Here is a 14,821-nt window from a genome sequence, read left to right as displayed (position 1 = left end):
AAACGCGGCATTGACCGCGTTTTTTTATACCCACACACCAGTAAACGACAAGCCAAGCAAGGAGCCAGAATGAAAGCCTACCAGCGTCAATTTATCGAGTTCGCCCTGGAGAAACAGGTTCTCAAATTCGGTGAGTTCACCCTGAAATCCGGCCGCAAGAGCCCCTACTTCTTCAACGCCGGTCTGTTCAACAGCGGTCGCGATCTGGCCCGCCTCGGCCGCTTCTATGCCGCCGCCCTGATGGATGCCGGCATCGAATTCGACGTGCTGTTTGGCCCGGCCTACAAGGGGATCCCCATCGCCTCCGCCACCGCGGTGCAACTGGTGGAGCAGCACGACGTGGACGTGCCCTGGTGCTTCAACCGCAAGGAGGCCAAGGATCACGGCGAAGGCGGCAATCTGGTGGGCAGCCCGCTCAAGGGACGCATCATGCTGGTGGACGACGTCATCACCGCCGGGACCGCCATCCGCGAATCCATGGATCTGATCCAGGCCAACGGCGCCTCCCTGGCCGGAGTGCTGATCGCCCTGGATCGTCAGGAGAAGGGCAAGGGAGAGCTCTCCGCCATTCAGGAAGTGGAGCGTGACTACGGCGCCCACATCATCGCCATCATCCAGATGAGCGACCTCATCGCCTATCTGGAAGAGAAGCAGGCAGAGCAGCCCGCGCTGGCCGAGCAACTGGCGGCCATGAAGGCTTATCGCGCCCAGTACGGCATCTGACGACCTCACCTGCCATCATGGCGTCGCCCCTGGCTCGGGGTGGCGCCATTTTTTTTGAAAAAGTGAGTGTGGTGGCTTGAGCTTGCCCTTACAGTAAAGGTTAGGGTTTAGTCATCGGCAGCCAGTTTGGCCGATGAGTTCCGAGGAGGAACAACATGACTACCCAGACTCAAGATCCCATCCATCTGCAATTGCCGCTCAGCGGCATGAGCTGCGCCAATTGTGCCAGCCGCATCAGCACCGCCCTCAACCAGCTCGACGGGGTGACGGCTACCGTCAACTTCGCGTTGGAGCAGGCGGCCATCGAACTCGGTGACCCGGCTCGTCTGCCCGAGGTCCTCGACAGCATCACGGGGCAGGGCTATGGCTACGGCCATGAGACGATCTCCTTCCAGATCAGCGGCATGACCTGCGCGGGTTGTTCGGCGCGTCTCAACAAGATGCTGACTGCTCTGCCCGGCGTGCTCTCGGCCGAGGTGAATTTTTCCCTCGAGCAGGCCCGTATCGAGCTGGTGCCGGGGATGCAGACCCCGGCCTCGTTGCGTGAGCATATAGCCGCGCTTGGCTTCGGTGCCCAGCTGGCGCAGGGCTCTGCCAGTGCTCGCCGCCAACAGTTGCAGGCGCGTGAGGAACAGGAAGCCGCCGCCGCCCGTCATGCGCTGAATCAGGTCGTCATCTCGGCCCTGCTGACCCTGCCGCTGCTGGTGGGCATGGTCGCCATGGCCGGCCTGCTGCCCTGGCATCTGCCCGCCTGGCTGGAGCTGGTGCTCGCCACCCCGGTGCAGTTCTGGATCGGTGCCCGCTTCTATCGCGGGGCCTGGCTTGCCCTCAAGAACCGCGCCGCCAACATGGATGTGCTGGTGGCGACCGGCACCAGCGCCGCCTACTTCTACAGCCTCTATCTGCTGCTGACGTTGGGGATGGCCGCCAGCGGCAAGCTCTATTTCGAGGCGAGCGCCATCATTATCACGCTCATTTCGTTGGGGAAACTGCTGGAGGCTCGCGCCCGGCGCAGCACCCAGTCCGCCATTCGCGAGCTGATGGCGCTGCGGCCGGACACCGCCACCGTCTGGCGCGGCGAGGCCTGGCAGAGCGTTGCCATCGACGAGGTGCTGCGTGGCGACAGGCTGCGGGTACTGGTGGGGGAGCGGGTGCCGGTGGATGGCAAGATCCTGAGCGGTGAGAGCGAGCTTGATGAATCCATTCTCACCGGTGAGAGCCTGCCGGTGCCGCGTGCGCAGGGGGATGCTGTGCTGGGTGGTGCTATCAACCGCTCCGGTGTGCTGGAGATTGAGGCCACCACCGTGGGGGAGGACTCCAGCCTCAGCAAGATCATCGCCCTGGTGGAGCGTGCCCAGATGGGCAAGGCGCCGCTGCAACAGTTGGTGGACAAGGTCTCCGCCATCTTCGTGCCCGTGGTCATGGCCATCGCCCTGTTCACCCTGCTGGCCTGGTATGCCTACAGCAACGACTTCGGTCAGGCGCTGCTGGCCGCCGTCGCCGTGCTGGTGATCGCCTGTCCCTGCGCCCTGGGGCTGGCGACCCCGGCCGCCATCGTCACCGGCACCGGGGTGGCGGCCCGCCACGGCATCCTGATCAAGGACGTGGATACCCTGCAGAAGGCCCACGCCATCAAGGCGCTGATTTTTGACAAGACAGGCACGCTCACCCAGGGCAAGCCCGTGCTGGCCGGCTGGAGCGGCACCGATAAACAACTGCGCCTCGCCGCCGCCCTGCAGCAGGCGAGCGAGCATCCGCTGGCGCTGGCGATGCGCGAAGCGGTCGGCAAAGAGGTTGCGCTGCCCCAGCCCGAGGCCGTGGAGGTGCGGGTCGGTGCGGGTATCCTCGGCAAGGTGGCTGGCCACTTGGTGGCCATCGGCAATCCCGCCCTGCTGGCTCAGCTCGGCATCGAGCCGCCACAACAGGATGAAGCGCCCGCCGACGGCGCGACCCGGGTCTGGGTTGCCATCGACGGCGTGGCGGTCGGCATCGCCGCCCTGGCCGATTCCCTGAGACCCGAGAGCCCCGAGGCCATCGCCACCCTACGTCAGCGCGGTATCGCCAGCTGGCTGGTGAGCGGCGACGCCCCGGCACCTGTGGCCCATATCGCCGCCAAACTGGGGCTGGATGGTGCCTTCGACTCCGTGTTGCCCGCCGGCAAGGTGGAAAAAGTGGAGGCGCTGCGGGCGCAAACCAGCGGGCTGGTGGCCATGGTGGGAGACGGGGTGAATGACGCCCCGGCGCTGGCGGCGGCAGACGTGGGCATCGCCATGGGTTCCGGTTCGGACGTGGCCATGGAGACCGCCTCCATCACTCTCATGCGATCTGACCCGCGGCTGGTGGCCGATGCCATCGACATCTCGGCGGCGACCTGGCGCACCATACAACAGAACCTGTTCTGGGCCTTCGTGTTCAACATCATCGGCATTCCGCTGGCGGCGCTGGGCTATCTCAGCCCCGAGCTGGCGGGGGCGGCCATGGCCCTGAGCAGCATCACGGTATTGAGCAATTCCCTGTTACTGAAACGCTGGCAGCCCAGGGCGGGCAGCCAGCGCCAATCTGAATCGAAGAGGAGTCATCCATGAACATCAGCAAGGTTGCCAAGGCCACTGGGTTGTCCGCCAAGACCATCCGCTACTACGAGAGTATCGGTCTCATCTCGGCCCCGGTGCGCAGTGATAATGGCTATCGCAGCTACACAGACGGTGCCCTGCGGGAGCTGCGCTTCGTCAAGCGGGCGCGGGAGACCGGCTTCAACCTGGAGGAGTGTCAGGAGTTGCTGGCGCTCTATCGGGACGAGCACAGGACCAGCGCCCAGGTGAAGAAGCTGGCCCAGGAGAAGATCGTCGATCTGCGGGCCCGCATTGCCGGTCTGCAGGCCATGCTCAGCTCCCTGGAGGAGGTGGTGGGATGTTGCCATGGGGACGCGAATCCGCAATGTCCCATTCTTGACGAGCTCGAGAAGGGCTGAGTGAGCACTGGGTTGTTACTCGGCGAGCGCGAGCAGGCCGGGGCAGCCCGGGATCCTGCCAGTGCTGCACGGCGAGTCGGGGGCTGAGTGGCTGCTTAATAGCGGGCGATTGATTGTTGAGCAGGAAAAGGGAGTGTTAAACTGTGCGGCTCTTGTACAGGGAGTACCCAGTTGACCCAGAGTGTGAAACACCAAGTACGGCGTGCCATCATGGCCCAGCTCTATACCCATGCCTCCTTCAGTCTGCCTTGTCTGGCGCTGCTGGCGATCAGCTGGAGCCTGCTGTTCCACGACTACCTACCCGCCGGGGAAGCGCTCGGCTGGCTGGGCCTGGTCTTTCTGCTGTTGCTGGGGCGCGGATGGCACCTTCGCTGGCGTCAGCCCCGGCTGGCGGAGCTCCCGCTGCCAGTGCTGGAACGAGAGCTGTTTATCGGGGTGACCATCACCTCCATCATCTGGGCGCTCGGCGTGCTGCTCTACATGGACAGGCTGCCCGACACCTACCGCGCCGCCATGATGATGCTCACCAGCCTGATCCTCACCGGCAGCGCGATCATGCTGTTCGGCAGTCGCCGCACCCTCTACGGGGCTGTGCTGCCCCTCGGCTTTGCCATGTTGTTCGAACTCGGTGGCGGCAACGAGCAGGAGCGGATCGTCTCCTGCATGCTGGCGGGTTACCTGTTCGTGTTCCTGCCGACCCTGCTGCGCCGGTTACGACGGGATCAGGTGGCTTCCCTCTATCACAGTTTTTCCAATGCCGAGCTGGTGGCAGAGCTCAAGGTGGTCTCCGAGCATCTCAAGCTCACCTCCCGCCTGGACGGCCTGACTGGCATCGCAAACCGGGCTCACCTCGACGACACCCTGGCGCGTGCCTGGCGCCGCTGCCATCGAGCCAGGGCGCCCCTCTCCCTGGTGCTGGTGGATGTGGACTACTTCAAACAGTTCAACGATCACTATGGCCATCAACTGGGGGACCAGTGCCTGCAGCAGGTGGCGAGCCTGCTGGCCGAGGTGCTGCGGCGGGAGGACGATCTGGCCGCCCGTTACGGCGGGGAGGAGTTCGCCCTGTTGCTGCCCTGTACCACCTTGCAGGGGGCCATGCAGATCGCCGAACAGGTGCGCACGGCCCTGCGCACCCTGGGTATTCCCCACCACAAGTCCCGGGTATCCGGGCGGGTCAGTTGCAGCTTCGGGGTGGCGACCCTGGTGCCGGATCAGCACCACTCCATCGCCGAGCTCATCCAAAAAGCGGATGCGGCCCTCTATCAGGCCAAGCATAATGGCCGGGATCGTATCGAAGTAGCCTTGATGGGTAAGGTTGCCTGAGTTTCACATGACAGATTTAAAGAGGTCGTCTATGCAATGTCATCGTATCGAAGAGCTGCTGGAGCTGCTGCAGCCCGCCTGGATCAAGGAGCAGGATCTCAGCCTGGTGCAATTCATCGCCAAACTGGCGGCGGAGGCGGGCTATGACGGCGCCCTGTCCGAGCTGGCCGACGACATGCTGATCTACCACCTCAAGATGCGCGAATCCGACAAGCAGGCGATGATCCCGGGCCTGGCCAAGGACCATGTTCCTGACTTCAAGGAAGCCCTGCTCAAGGCCCGCGGCATCAAGTAACCCGACCGCCGGGTTGCTGGAAGAGGAAGGTTTCAAGAGAATCTCTAGAAAGGCGCATAGTCAACTGGCTATGGGCCTTTTTTGTTGCCTGGAATTGCGACGGCACTCGAACTATAGATACATTTAACCCACACAATTAGCAGGCTGTTTAAGATATAATCGGCTTCATAACAATATGAGTGGAGCGATGTGTTGCAATGGCCGACCAGGACAAGATCGATATCAAGGATGTGACCGACAAGAACGTCACCGGGACCTTCAATCCCCACACGTTCAAGGCGGGCGATGACAGGTTCAATCCCGGCAACCGCATCTACGTCAGGTCCCAGACCGGCTACTGGCAGCGGGTGCGCAAGGCCATGGGCTGGTTCTTCGTCGCCCTCTTCGTCACTTTGCCCCTGCTGCGCTACGACGGCCGCCAGGCGGTGCTGTTCGATCTGGAGCATCAGCAGTTCCACATCTTCGGTGCCACCATCTGGCCGCAGGACCTGACCCTGCTGGCCTGGGTCTTCATGATCGCCGCCTTCGCCCTCTTCTTCGTCACCACCTTCCTCGGTCGGGTCTGGTGTGGCTATCTCTGCCCACAGACGGTATGGACCTTCATGTTCATCTGGTTCGAGGAGAAGCTGGAAGGCGCCGCCAACAAGCGCCGCAAGCTGGATGCCGCCCCCTGGAGTGGCGAGAAGCTGGCCCGCAAGGGCGCCAAGCACCTGGCCTGGATCCTGCTGTCGCTGGGCACCGGCCTCACCTTCGTCGCCTACTTCCAGGACGTGTTCCAACTGGTGCCTGACTTCTTCACCCTGCAGGCGAGCGGCTGGGTCATCTTCTGGGTGATCTTCTTCGCTGCCTGTACCTACGGCAACGCCGGCTGGATGCGCGCCATCATGTGCATCCACATGTGCCCCTATGCCCGCTTCCAGTCCGCCATGTTCGACAAGGACACCTACATCGTCGGCTACGACACCAAGCGCGGCGAGACCCGCGGTGCCCGTGGCCGCAAGGCCGACCCCAAGGCGCTGGGGCTGGGGGACTGCATCGACTGCGACCTCTGCGTGCAGGTCTGCCCGACCGGCATCGACATCCGCGATGGCCTGCAGTACGAGTGCATCAACTGCGGCGCCTGCGTCGATGCCTGCGACCAGACCATGGATCGGATGGGCTATCCGAAGGGGCTGATCAGCTACACCACTGAGCACAAGCTGGCCCACAACCAGACCCATGTGGCCAGGCCCAAGCTGCTCGGCTATGGCCTGGTGATGGTCATCATGCTGGTGGTCTTCGTCTACAACGCCATGTCGATCATGCCCATGGGGCTCGATATCCTGCGGGATCGCAACCAGCTGTTCCGGGAGAACAGCGAGGGGCTCATCGAGAACACCTATACCCTCAAAATCCTCAACAAGACCCTGCAGTCCCAGACCTATCAGCTGGATGTGGAGGGGTTGCCGGAACACCAGTGGTTCGGTCCGCGGGAAGTGACTCTCAAACCAGGGGAAATTTTCACCCTGCCGGTGAGCCTGGCGGTGGATCCCTTCAACCTGAAGCGACCGACCCTGGATGTCCAGTTCGTGCTCAAGCGGGAAGGGGCCGCGCCGGACGACAGCAAGGGGATCCTGCGTCAGCCGAGCAAATTTATCAGCCGGTTGTGACCACCAAGGCAACCTGCACTGAAACAACCCAGCAAATATATCAGCAGGTTGTGAGGGTTTACGGGAGGGCGGGTCGTCCATCCCGGGCAGGATCGGATAGAATGGGGCGCAACAGCGCCCCTTTCTCATGGTGGATGACATGCGTTTCAACTATTCCGACCTCAATCCCGACCTCATCATGGATGCGATCGATCTCAGCGGCCTGCGCATCGACTCCGGCCTCATCGAGCTCAACAGCTATGAAAACCGGGTCTACCAGTTTCAGGATGAGGATCGTCGCCGCTACGTGGTGAAGTTCTATCGTCCCGGTCGCTGGAGCCGGGCCCAGATCCTCGAGGAGCATGAGTTTGCCGCCCGTCTCAATGAGACGGAGATCCCGGTGGCCGCCCCCATCGCGTTTGCTGGCGAGACCCTGCTGGAGCATCAGGGCTACCCCTTCGCCATCTGGCAGAGCGTCGGTGGCCGTCAGTTCGAGGTGGACAACCTGGATCAGCTGGAGTGGGTGGGACGCTACCTTGGTCGCATTCACCGGGTCGGGGCCAGTCACTCCTTCCATCATCGCATCCAGCTGGATGTGGAGAGCATGCTGCACGAGCCGCGTCAGCTGCTGGCGGCCGGTGAATGGGTGCCGAGCGGCCTGGCCAAGTCCTTCTTCGGGGTGCTCGACGAGCTGATCCGGCACGTGAGCGACGCCATGACCCTGGATGTGGCCCGCATCTCCCTGCATGGCGACTGTCACCCGGGCAACATCCTGTGGCGTGACGGCCCCCTGTTCGTCGATCTCGACGACTGCCGCACCGGCCCCGCCATTCAGGATCTCTGGATGATGCTGAGCGGTGAGCGCCACGAGCAGCAGATCCAGCTCGACACCCTGCTGGCGGGCTACGAAGAGTTCATGGAGTTCGACCCTCGGGAGCTGGCGCTGATAGAGCCGCTGCGAGCCATGCGCATCGTCCACTACATGGCCTGGCTGGCAAGGCGCTGGGAAGACCCCGCCTTCCCCCGTCACTTCCCCTGGTTCAATACGGATCACTACTGGCGCCAGCAGATCGCGACCCTGCACGACCAGCTGGCGGCGCTCAAGGCCCCGCCTCTGACGCTGATGCCGAACTGGTGAGCAGATAGCCGGTTCGCGATGCCCAGAGTGTGACCGGCGGGCAGCGCGCCCACCCGCCTTTGCCATTGACGGCAGGAGGGGGACGCAATAGGCTTGGACTGCTTCGGTTCGCCGGGCGTGCCTCACAGTGATCCCTTAACAGGAAACGTCATGAAAAAAGTACTATTTTTCCTCGCTGCCATGCTGATGATCCCCATGGTTCACGCCGCCCCGGAATTCAAGGAAGGCGTCAACTATGACGTGGTCACCCAGACCGGTAGCGCCCAACCTGAAGTACTGGAGTTCTTCTCCTACTTCTGCCCGCACTGCGCCAAGTTCGAGCCGATTGCCGAGGAGCTTAAGAAGAGCCTGCCGGAAGGCGTGGCGATGAAGAAGAACCCGGTGGCTTTCCTGGGTCGCGAGATGGGCCCCGAGATGCAGCGTGCCTATGCGGTTGCCAATCTGCTGAATGTGGAAGGCAAGCTGACCCCGGTCATCTTCGACAAGATCCACACCCAGCGTCAGGTGCCGCAAAGCCGTGCCGACGTGAAGCAGATCTTCGTGGACAACGGCGTGCCGGCCGAGGAGTTTGACGGTGCCGTCGACAGCTTCGCCGTCTCCGGCATGGTGTCCCAGTTCGACCGCAACACCGAGAGCTACAACGTGCGTGGTGTGCCGGCCTTCCTGGTCAATGGCAAGTACATGGTGAAGATTGAATCCATCACTTCCCAGGAGCAGTTCAACCAGCTGGTGAAATTCCTGCTGGCCAAGAAAGATTGATTGTTGCCTGACCGCATGAAAAAAGCCCGCCGGTGCGAACCGGCGGGCTTTTTGTTTTTGTGGCCGCCAGAACCGGCCGCCTCGTCGGGCAGGGCGGACGGAGTCGGATCAAACCTGATTCAGATCTGGCAGTCTCGCTGGGAAGGCGCGGGGCGCGGCAACCGGGTGCGGCGGCTGATGGCTTCCGCCAGCCAGACCAGCAGCAAGATGGCCAGGATCAGGGTGGCCGCCTGATCGTAACGGAACAGACTCAGGGATACATAGAGCTGCTGTCCCAGTCCGCCTGCGCCCACCACCCCGAGGATGGTGGCGGCGCGCAGGTTCATCTCGCCGCGATAGAGGCTGTAAGCCAGCCACTGCCGTGACACCAGCGGGAACAGACCGTACCAGAAGCTGGCCGCGGGGCCGGCACCGCTCAATTGCAGGGCGAGGCGGGGGGTCTGATCCGCGTTCTCCAGCGTCTCCACGAACAGCCGGGCCAGCACCCCAGTGGTGTGCAGGGTGAGCGCCAGTATGCCCGCCACCGGCCCCAGCCCGACCGCGATCACCAGCAGGCTGGCGAAGATGAGCTCGGGCACGGAGCGCAGCAGGTTGAACAGCAACCGCAGCGGCCAGCAGTGGCGGGCGAGGCAGGCCAGCGGCAGTGCCAGCAGGGCGCTCAACAGGGTGCTCAGCAGCGCCATCTGCACCGTATCGAGCAGGCCGGTGCTCACCGTCAGCAGGAAGGGACGTGACCAGTCCGGTTGCAGAAACTCGCCGACAAACTGCCCCAGTCCGCCGAAGGAGAAGCTCAACATGCGCCAGTCGAGCTGATGGAACGCCAGGGTACCAGCCAGCCCCAGGCAGATCAGCAGTTGCAGGCCGGGAGCGCGGCTGTGGCGCAGCCAGGCACTGAGGCCATCCGCCAGCGTGACCAGCAGGATGAAGGCCAGCAGCAGGGTCACCACTTCGCCGCCGGAAAACATGCGCAACGAGAGTTCGAGCTGCTGGCCGAGCCCACCGGCGCCGACGAAGCCCATGATGACGGATGCGCGCAGGGCACACTCCCAGCGATAGACGGTGTAGGAGAGCAGCTCCTGACGCACCGCAGGCAGCACGCCGTACCAGAGCGCCTGCAGGCGGCCGCTGCCACTGAGCAGCAGGGCGCGGGCCGGTTGCAGGGCGCCGCTCTCCATGATCTCGTTGTAGACCTTGGCCAGCATGCCGCCGTAGCTGACGGCGATGGCCAGGATGGCGGCCAGCGGCCCGAGCCCGGACAGGCGCACAAAAAGCAGCGCCCAGATGAGCTCGGGCAGGCTGCGCAGCAGGATGGCGATGAGTCGGCTGAGGGCCCGCAAGGCGCCGCGCAGCGGGCTGGGAACCGGCCCCAGCTCGGCCAGCGACAGGGCGCGGGAGCCGAGCAGGGCGAACGGAATGCCGAGCAGCAGGGCGCCGGCCAGCCCCAGAGTCGCCACGGCCAGACTCTCCAGGGTGGCGGTCAGGGTCAGGGCGAGAAAGTTCTGATCAAGGCGGGGTGGCCAGCTGGTGGCGAGAAAATTGCCCATCTGCCGCCAGCTCTGGCCATCGAGCAGCCCGAGCCAGCCCTCGGCATGCTGCCACAGGCTGAAGCCGATCAGCGCCAGCAGCCAGGGCAGGGGATGGCGCCAGCGGCTCATCAGCCGGTGCACGGCAGGGCCTCCTGATCGCCGGCGTAGAGGGCGGCCAGCATGGCCGGGGTGACCGCCTGGGCGGGGCAGTCGAACTGCACCCGTCCCTCGCGCAGGCCTATGATGCGGGGGAAGCGCTCGAGCGCCAGCTCGACCGCATGCAGGTTGGCGATGAGCGTGCTGCCCCGGGCGCGGGCCTGGGCCAGCAGGGCGTCCAGGCTGCTGCGGGCGAGCACGGGGTCGAGGGCGGAGACAGGCTCATCGGCCAGGATCAGATCCGGCTGCTGATAGAGCACCCGGGCTATGCCGACCCGCTGCAGCTGGCCGCCGGAGAGCTCGCCGCAGCGCTGCTGCCACTTGTCGGCGAGGCCGAGGCGGGCCAGTTCGGCCCGTGCACTGTCCGGATCGCAGGGGTGCAGCAGCGAGAGCAGGGCGCGACCGAGGGACCACTGGCCGAGTCTGCCGGCCAGCACGGCAGTCACCACCGGCTGGGAGGCGGGCAGCGGAGGCTGCTGCCAGACCATGCCGATCCGGCTGCGCAGCCGCTGGCGGGTCCGGGTGGATAGGGCCCAGGGATCTTCTCCCCAGAGGGCAAGCTTCCCCTCGCCGCGCAGCTCGGTGCCGAGCAGGCGCAGCAGGCTGGTCTTGCCCGCGCCGCTCGGTCCTATGATGGCGACGCACTCACCCGCCTCCAGCCGCAGGCTGAACGGGTGCAGGATGCGGCTTTGGCCGATCTGCAGCCCAGCCCCGTTCAGAGCAACGGCGATCACTTCAGCAGACCGGCCTGGGTTGCGGCGGCTTCTATGCCCAGGTAGTTCTCTGGCTTGGTCTCGATGAAGCGGCTGGCTCGTTGCAGCTTGAGTATCTCGGCCTGGGCCGGGACGGCGGGATCCAGCTTGAGGAAGGCCTGCTTGATCTTCTCCTGCAGCGCCGGGTCCAGGTCGCCGCGCACCGTCCAGTTGTAGTCAAAATAGGTCGGCGTGGTCCAGATCACCTTCACCTTGGCGGTATCGACCTTGCCCTCTTCCACCAGCTTGTCCCACACGGAGGCGTTGAGCGCGCCGGCCGGCACCTTGCCGGAGGCGACCCAGGCGACGGTGGCGTCGTGGGCGCCGGAGAAGGCGACATGGGCGAAGTCACGCTCCGGGTTGATCCCCTGCTCGGCCAGGAAGTGGCGCGGCATCAGGTGGCCCGAGGTGGAAGAGGGGGAACCGAACGCGAAGTCCTTGCCCTTGGTGTCGGCCAGGGTCTTGATGCCGCTGTCGGCGTTGGCGATGAACTTGGAGGTGAACTGGGCATCTTCCTGGCGTTGGACCAGGGGCACCACCTTGTCGGCACGGCGATGGGCCTGCACATAGGTGAAGCCCCCGAGCCAGGCCATGTCCAGCTTGCCGGCGGCCAGCGCCTCGACCACGGCGGCGTAATCGTTGACCGGCACGAACACCACCTCGCGGCCTGTCTGCTCGGCCAGGTAGTCACCCAGCGGGGCAAACTTGCGCTGCAGCTCGGTGGGGGCCTCGTCCGGGATGGCGGATACCCGCAACGGCTCGGCGGCGGTGGCGCCCAGGCTGGCCAGCAGGGTGGTGAGGGCAAATATCCATTTAGAGGTCATGGGCAGTTCCTTGTGGTCTGTCGTTCGGGCAAGAGAAAGGCCCGACACCAGTCGGACCTTGCAAGAGGGTCATGGTAGGGGGCCTGCAGCGCTCTGCGCAAGATGGCCCCTCAAAAAGGCGCGTTACACCCCGATGTGGAAGGCCTGCTTGAGGTTGCGGATGAAGTCCGCGTCCCGGCACAGGGTCTTACCCGGGCTGTCGGAGATCTTGGCAACAGGGCCGCCGTTGCACTCCATCAGCTTGAAGACGATGTTCATCGGGCTGACGCCGGGCAGATCGCAGGTGAGCTTGGTGCCGATGCCGAAGCTGGTGTTGATGCGGCCACGGAAGTGGCGGAATAGCTCGACGGCCTTGTCGAGGTTGAGGCCGTCGGAGAAGACCAGCGTCTTGTCTTTGGGATCTATGCCGAGCTGCTGGTAGTGGCTGATGGCCTTCTCGCCCCACACCACGGGGTCACCGGAGTCGTGGCGCAGTCCCTGATAGCGGCTGGCCAGCTCGAAATCGAAGTCGCGCAGGAAGGCATCCATGGTGATGCAGTCGGTCAGGGCTATGCCCAGGTGGTTGGTGAACTCGTCAAGCCAGCTGATGAGGGCCGCGCGCTGGCTGTGTTCCAGCGGGAAGCCGAGCTGCTGGTGAGCCTGGAACCACTCGTGGGCCTGGGTGCCCACTGCCGGCAGTCGGTACTTCTGGGCCAGCTGGTAGTTGCTGGTGCCCCGAAATGCCGGCAGGCGCTCCTTGAGGCGGCCCACCACGGCATCCTGCACGGCATGGGAGAAGCGGCGGCGGGTGCCGAAGTCGATGAGGTTGAAATCCTGCATCTCCTCGGGGCTGAGCTCCCGCTCCAGCTTGTCGATCTTCTGATCCAGCCGCGCCAGCGCCTGGCTCACCCCGAACTGGGGATAGCGGAAGCGGTTGCGCATCTCGCTGATGATGGCGAGCACAGGGATCTCCCACAGGATCACGTCCTGCCAGGGTCCCTCGACCCGCACATTGATGCGGCCATCCTGCTCGAACACCTTGAGCAGGGAGGCATCCAGCGGCTTGCGGCGCAGGTGATCGAGGTAATCGGCGGTGAAGAAGGGGCGCTCGGCCAGGAAATCGAGCTCGGATCCGGTCAGGCGCAGGGAGCCGGCGAGGCGCAGCTGCTCCTCGATCTCGCCCATCATGGGCAGCAGATCTTCCTCGTTGCGGCTGTGAAACTCGGCCACCACCTCGGCATCCGGGTAGCGATGGAACACCGCCTGCTGCATGTGCAGCTTGTAGGCGTCGGTGTCGAGCAGGCTGGTGAGAATGGGTGACATATCAGGCGTCCAGCAGGCGTTGTACATCGATCAGGGTCTGGGCCAGTTCGGCACCCGCCTCGATCATCTGGGTGTGGGCGCAGGCAACCGTCTCGGGCGCTATGCCACGGCAGGCATCGAGGTGCACTATGACCCGCAGACCGGCACGGCGCAGCTGCAGCACGCTGGTCTTGACGCAGTAGTCGGTGGCGAGCCCGCCGACCAGCACGGTATCGACGCTCCGTGCTTGCAGGAATTCGATAAGCCCTGTGCTGCGCCGCTCGGCCAGGTCATGGTAGCAGGCGCCATAGGGATGCAGGTCCGGCTCGACCCCCTTCCAGACGAAGAAGTCATAGTCGATGGGGGCGGGCAGGCCGTCCAGCAGCTCGAAGCCCGGGGTGCCCGGCACGCAATGAACCGGCCAGGTGAGATCGGCGTTGGGTAGAGCCAGCGGTTGCAGCATGGCGGCGAGGTCTGTCACGACCCAGGCGGCGTTCGCGGGGTGGGCGTCCTTGCTGCCGACGCGCAGGCTGGCGAGGGCGGCCTGGGCGTTCAGGGCGGCCACTATGTCAGCCCCGCCCGCGACGGGCAGCTCGTTCGGGCAGAGAGGGGTAAAGCCCTTCTGCGCATCTATATCCAGGCTGGCGATGGTTCCCATGGGTGGCTCCTGCACATAATATTCTTGTGATATTATCTACCAAACATTATTAGAAGGCGAGCAGGTCGACCAGGATGCCGAGAATGAGTCTGGATATGGTGGTGCTGCGGTTGAACGAGGAGCGGCTCGAACTGCTGCTCGAGACCCGGGATCGCCCCCCCTTTACCCACTGCTGGCAGTTGCCGGCCCTGCGCATAGACGAGACCCGGGACCGGGATCTGGATGCCGCACGCCACCGTCTGCTGGCGGAGTGGGGGCTGGGTCATTGCTACAGCGAACAGGTCTGTACCCTCGGCAATCTGGAGCGGGATCCCCGTGGCTGGTCCACCACCCTGGTCTATCTCTGTCTGGTGGAACCCAGAGCGGAGGCCGTGCGAGGTCATTGGCACCCGCTCTCGGCCTTGTCTGGCCTCGACCTCGCCTTCGATCACGACCAACTGATCGCCAGAGGGCTGGAGCGGCTGCGCATCAAGAGCCGCTACAGCACCCTGCCGTTGCATCTGCTGGGGCCCGAATTCACCCTCTCCGAGGTGCAGCGCGCCTTCGAAATCATCCTGCAGACGCCGATGAACACGGCGGCGTTTCGCAAGCGGATCCATCGCGCCGACATCCTGGTGGATACCGGTCGCAAGCGCACCGGCAAGCAGCGTCCCGCCATCCTCTATCGGCTGGAAAACCCCTGCTGCGTGATGTTCGATCAGGTGATGAATGGAGCCGAGGCATGAACAAAGCACCGCCCCGGGTGCTGGTCAGCGTCTGCCTGCTGGATCCAATGCCGCCGTAC

Annotated in this window: 14 protein-coding genes; 9 read left to right on the top strand and 5 right to left on the bottom strand. The window is 64.3% G+C overall.

What is annotated here, in order from left to right:
- The first annotated feature begins 69 nt into the window (after nucleotides 1-69).
- From pyrE to PG898_RS10060, 8 genes are all read left to right on the top strand, one after another.
- Complete coding sequence (pyrE, locus tag PG898_RS10095; RefSeq protein WP_043128766.1) at nucleotides 70-723, top strand: orotate phosphoribosyltransferase; 654 nt, start codon at nucleotides 70-72, stop codon at nucleotides 721-723.
- Between the two features lie 155 nt (nucleotides 724-878).
- Nucleotides 879-3,308, top strand: a complete 2,430-nt coding sequence (locus PG898_RS10090; protein WP_270823847.1) for a heavy metal translocating P-type ATPase — start codon at nucleotides 879-881, stop codon at nucleotides 3,306-3,308.
- Nucleotides 3,305-3,694 (top strand): Cu(I)-responsive transcriptional regulator, encoded by a 390-nt coding sequence (gene cueR, locus PG898_RS10085; protein WP_005323722.1) that lies wholly within the window; start codon nucleotides 3,305-3,307, stop codon nucleotides 3,692-3,694. Before PG898_RS10090 ends, cueR begins: the two co-directional genes overlap by 4 nt.
- A gap of 171 nt (nucleotides 3,695-3,865) precedes the next feature.
- Nucleotides 3,866-5,020: a GGDEF domain-containing protein gene (locus tag PG898_RS10080; RefSeq protein ID WP_042649856.1), complete on the top strand. Its 1,155-nt coding sequence runs from the start codon at nucleotides 3,866-3,868 to the stop codon at nucleotides 5,018-5,020.
- Between the two features lie 31 nt (nucleotides 5,021-5,051).
- Nucleotides 5,052-5,315: a YihD family protein gene (locus PG898_RS10075; RefSeq protein WP_270823848.1), complete on the top strand. Its 264-nt coding sequence runs from the start codon at nucleotides 5,052-5,054 to the stop codon at nucleotides 5,313-5,315.
- A 197-nt stretch (nucleotides 5,316-5,512) separates the two neighbouring features.
- Nucleotides 5,513-6,964, top strand: a complete 1,452-nt coding sequence (ccoG, locus tag PG898_RS10070; RefSeq protein ID WP_043128763.1) for a cytochrome c oxidase accessory protein CcoG — start codon at nucleotides 5,513-5,515, stop codon at nucleotides 6,962-6,964.
- A 127-nt stretch (nucleotides 6,965-7,091) separates the two neighbouring features.
- Nucleotides 7,092-8,081 carry a serine/threonine protein kinase gene (locus tag PG898_RS10065; RefSeq protein ID WP_005323697.1) on the top strand — a complete coding sequence of 330 codons (990 nt, stop codon included), beginning with the start codon at nucleotides 7,092-7,094 and terminating at the stop codon, nucleotides 8,079-8,081.
- 150 nt (nucleotides 8,082-8,231) lie between these two features.
- Nucleotides 8,232-8,840 (top strand): thiol:disulfide interchange protein DsbA/DsbL, encoded by a 609-nt coding sequence (locus PG898_RS10060; protein ID WP_005323695.1) that lies wholly within the window; start codon nucleotides 8,232-8,234, stop codon nucleotides 8,838-8,840.
- Nucleotides 8,841-8,959: 119 nt separating this feature from the next.
- Here PG898_RS10060 and phnE read toward each other — a convergent pair whose 3' ends face one another.
- From phnE to PG898_RS10035, 5 genes are all read right to left on the bottom strand, one after another.
- On the bottom strand, nucleotides 8,960-10,495 hold the full coding sequence (phnE, locus tag PG898_RS10055) for a phosphonate ABC transporter, permease protein PhnE (RefSeq protein WP_270823933.1): 1,536 nt from the start codon (nucleotides 10,493-10,495) through the stop codon (nucleotides 8,960-8,962).
- Nucleotides 10,495-11,256, bottom strand: a complete 762-nt coding sequence (locus PG898_RS10050) for a phosphonate ABC transporter ATP-binding protein (protein WP_270823849.1) — start codon at nucleotides 11,254-11,256, stop codon at nucleotides 10,495-10,497. Before PG898_RS10050 ends, phnE begins: the two co-directional genes overlap by 1 nt.
- Complete coding sequence (locus tag PG898_RS10045; RefSeq protein WP_270823850.1) at nucleotides 11,253-12,098, bottom strand: putative selenate ABC transporter substrate-binding protein; 846 nt, start codon at nucleotides 12,096-12,098, stop codon at nucleotides 11,253-11,255. Before PG898_RS10045 ends, PG898_RS10050 begins: the two co-directional genes overlap by 4 nt.
- A 123-nt stretch (nucleotides 12,099-12,221) precedes the next feature.
- The gene (pncB, locus tag PG898_RS10040; RefSeq protein ID WP_270823851.1) at nucleotides 12,222-13,400 is read right to left on the bottom strand and encodes a nicotinate phosphoribosyltransferase; all 1,179 of its coding nucleotides are present in this window, start codon (nucleotides 13,398-13,400) and stop codon (nucleotides 12,222-12,224) included.
- A 1-nt stretch (nucleotide 13,401) separates the two neighbouring features.
- The gene (locus tag PG898_RS10035; RefSeq protein ID WP_270823852.1) at nucleotides 13,402-14,037 is read right to left on the bottom strand and encodes a nicotinamidase; all 636 of its coding nucleotides are present in this window, start codon (nucleotides 14,035-14,037) and stop codon (nucleotides 13,402-13,404) included.
- Between the two features lie 74 nt (nucleotides 14,038-14,111).
- On the opposite strand from PG898_RS10035, the gene PG898_RS10030 reads away from it, so the two are divergent.
- Nucleotides 14,112-14,762, top strand: coding sequence for an NUDIX hydrolase (locus PG898_RS10030; RefSeq protein WP_270823853.1), 651 nt, complete (start codon nucleotides 14,112-14,114; stop codon nucleotides 14,760-14,762).
- The last annotated feature ends 59 nt before the right edge of the window (nucleotides 14,763-14,821 follow it).

This window comes from Aeromonas sp. QDB31 (assembly GCF_027707605.1).
GTDB lineage: Bacteria > Pseudomonadota > Gammaproteobacteria > Enterobacterales > Aeromonadaceae > Aeromonas > Aeromonas media.
Note: the sequence above shows the minus strand (reverse complement) of the source record. Positions and strands in the feature narration are given on the sequence as shown.

Bases quoted from the DNA above. Each gene is read 5' to 3' on its own strand.
- pyrE (WP_043128766.1), top strand. From the start codon at position 70: ATGAAAGCCTACCAGCGTCAATTTATCGAGTTCGCCCTGGAGAAACAG.
- PG898_RS10090 (WP_270823847.1), top strand. From the start codon at position 879: ATGACTACCCAGACTCAAGATCCCATCCATCTGCAATTGCCGCTCAGC.
- cueR (WP_005323722.1), top strand. From the start codon at position 3,305: ATGAACATCAGCAAGGTTGCCAAGGCCACTGGGTTGTCCGCCAAGACC.
- PG898_RS10075 (WP_270823848.1), top strand. From the start codon at position 5,052: ATGCAATGTCATCGTATCGAAGAGCTGCTGGAGCTGCTGCAGCCCGCC.
- ccoG (WP_043128763.1), top strand. From the start codon at position 5,513: ATGGCCGACCAGGACAAGATCGATATCAAGGATGTGACCGACAAGAAC.
- PG898_RS10065 (WP_005323697.1), top strand. From the start codon at position 7,092: ATGGTGGATGACATGCGTTTCAACTATTCCGACCTCAATCCCGACCTC.
- PG898_RS10060 (WP_005323695.1), top strand. From the start codon at position 8,232: ATGAAAAAAGTACTATTTTTCCTCGCTGCCATGCTGATGATCCCCATG.
- phnE (WP_270823933.1), bottom strand. From the start codon at position 10,495: ATGAGCCGCTGGCGCCATCCCCTGCCCTGGCTGCTGGCGCTGATCGGC.
- PG898_RS10045 (WP_270823850.1), bottom strand. From the start codon at position 12,098: ATGACCTCTAAATGGATATTTGCCCTCACCACCCTGCTGGCCAGCCTG.
- pncB (WP_270823851.1), bottom strand. From the start codon at position 13,400: ATGTCACCCATTCTCACCAGCCTGCTCGACACCGACGCCTACAAGCTG.
- PG898_RS10035 (WP_270823852.1), bottom strand. From the start codon at position 14,037: ATGGGAACCATCGCCAGCCTGGATATAGATGCGCAGAAGGGCTTTACC.
- PG898_RS10030 (WP_270823853.1), top strand. From the start codon at position 14,112: ATGCCGAGAATGAGTCTGGATATGGTGGTGCTGCGGTTGAACGAGGAG.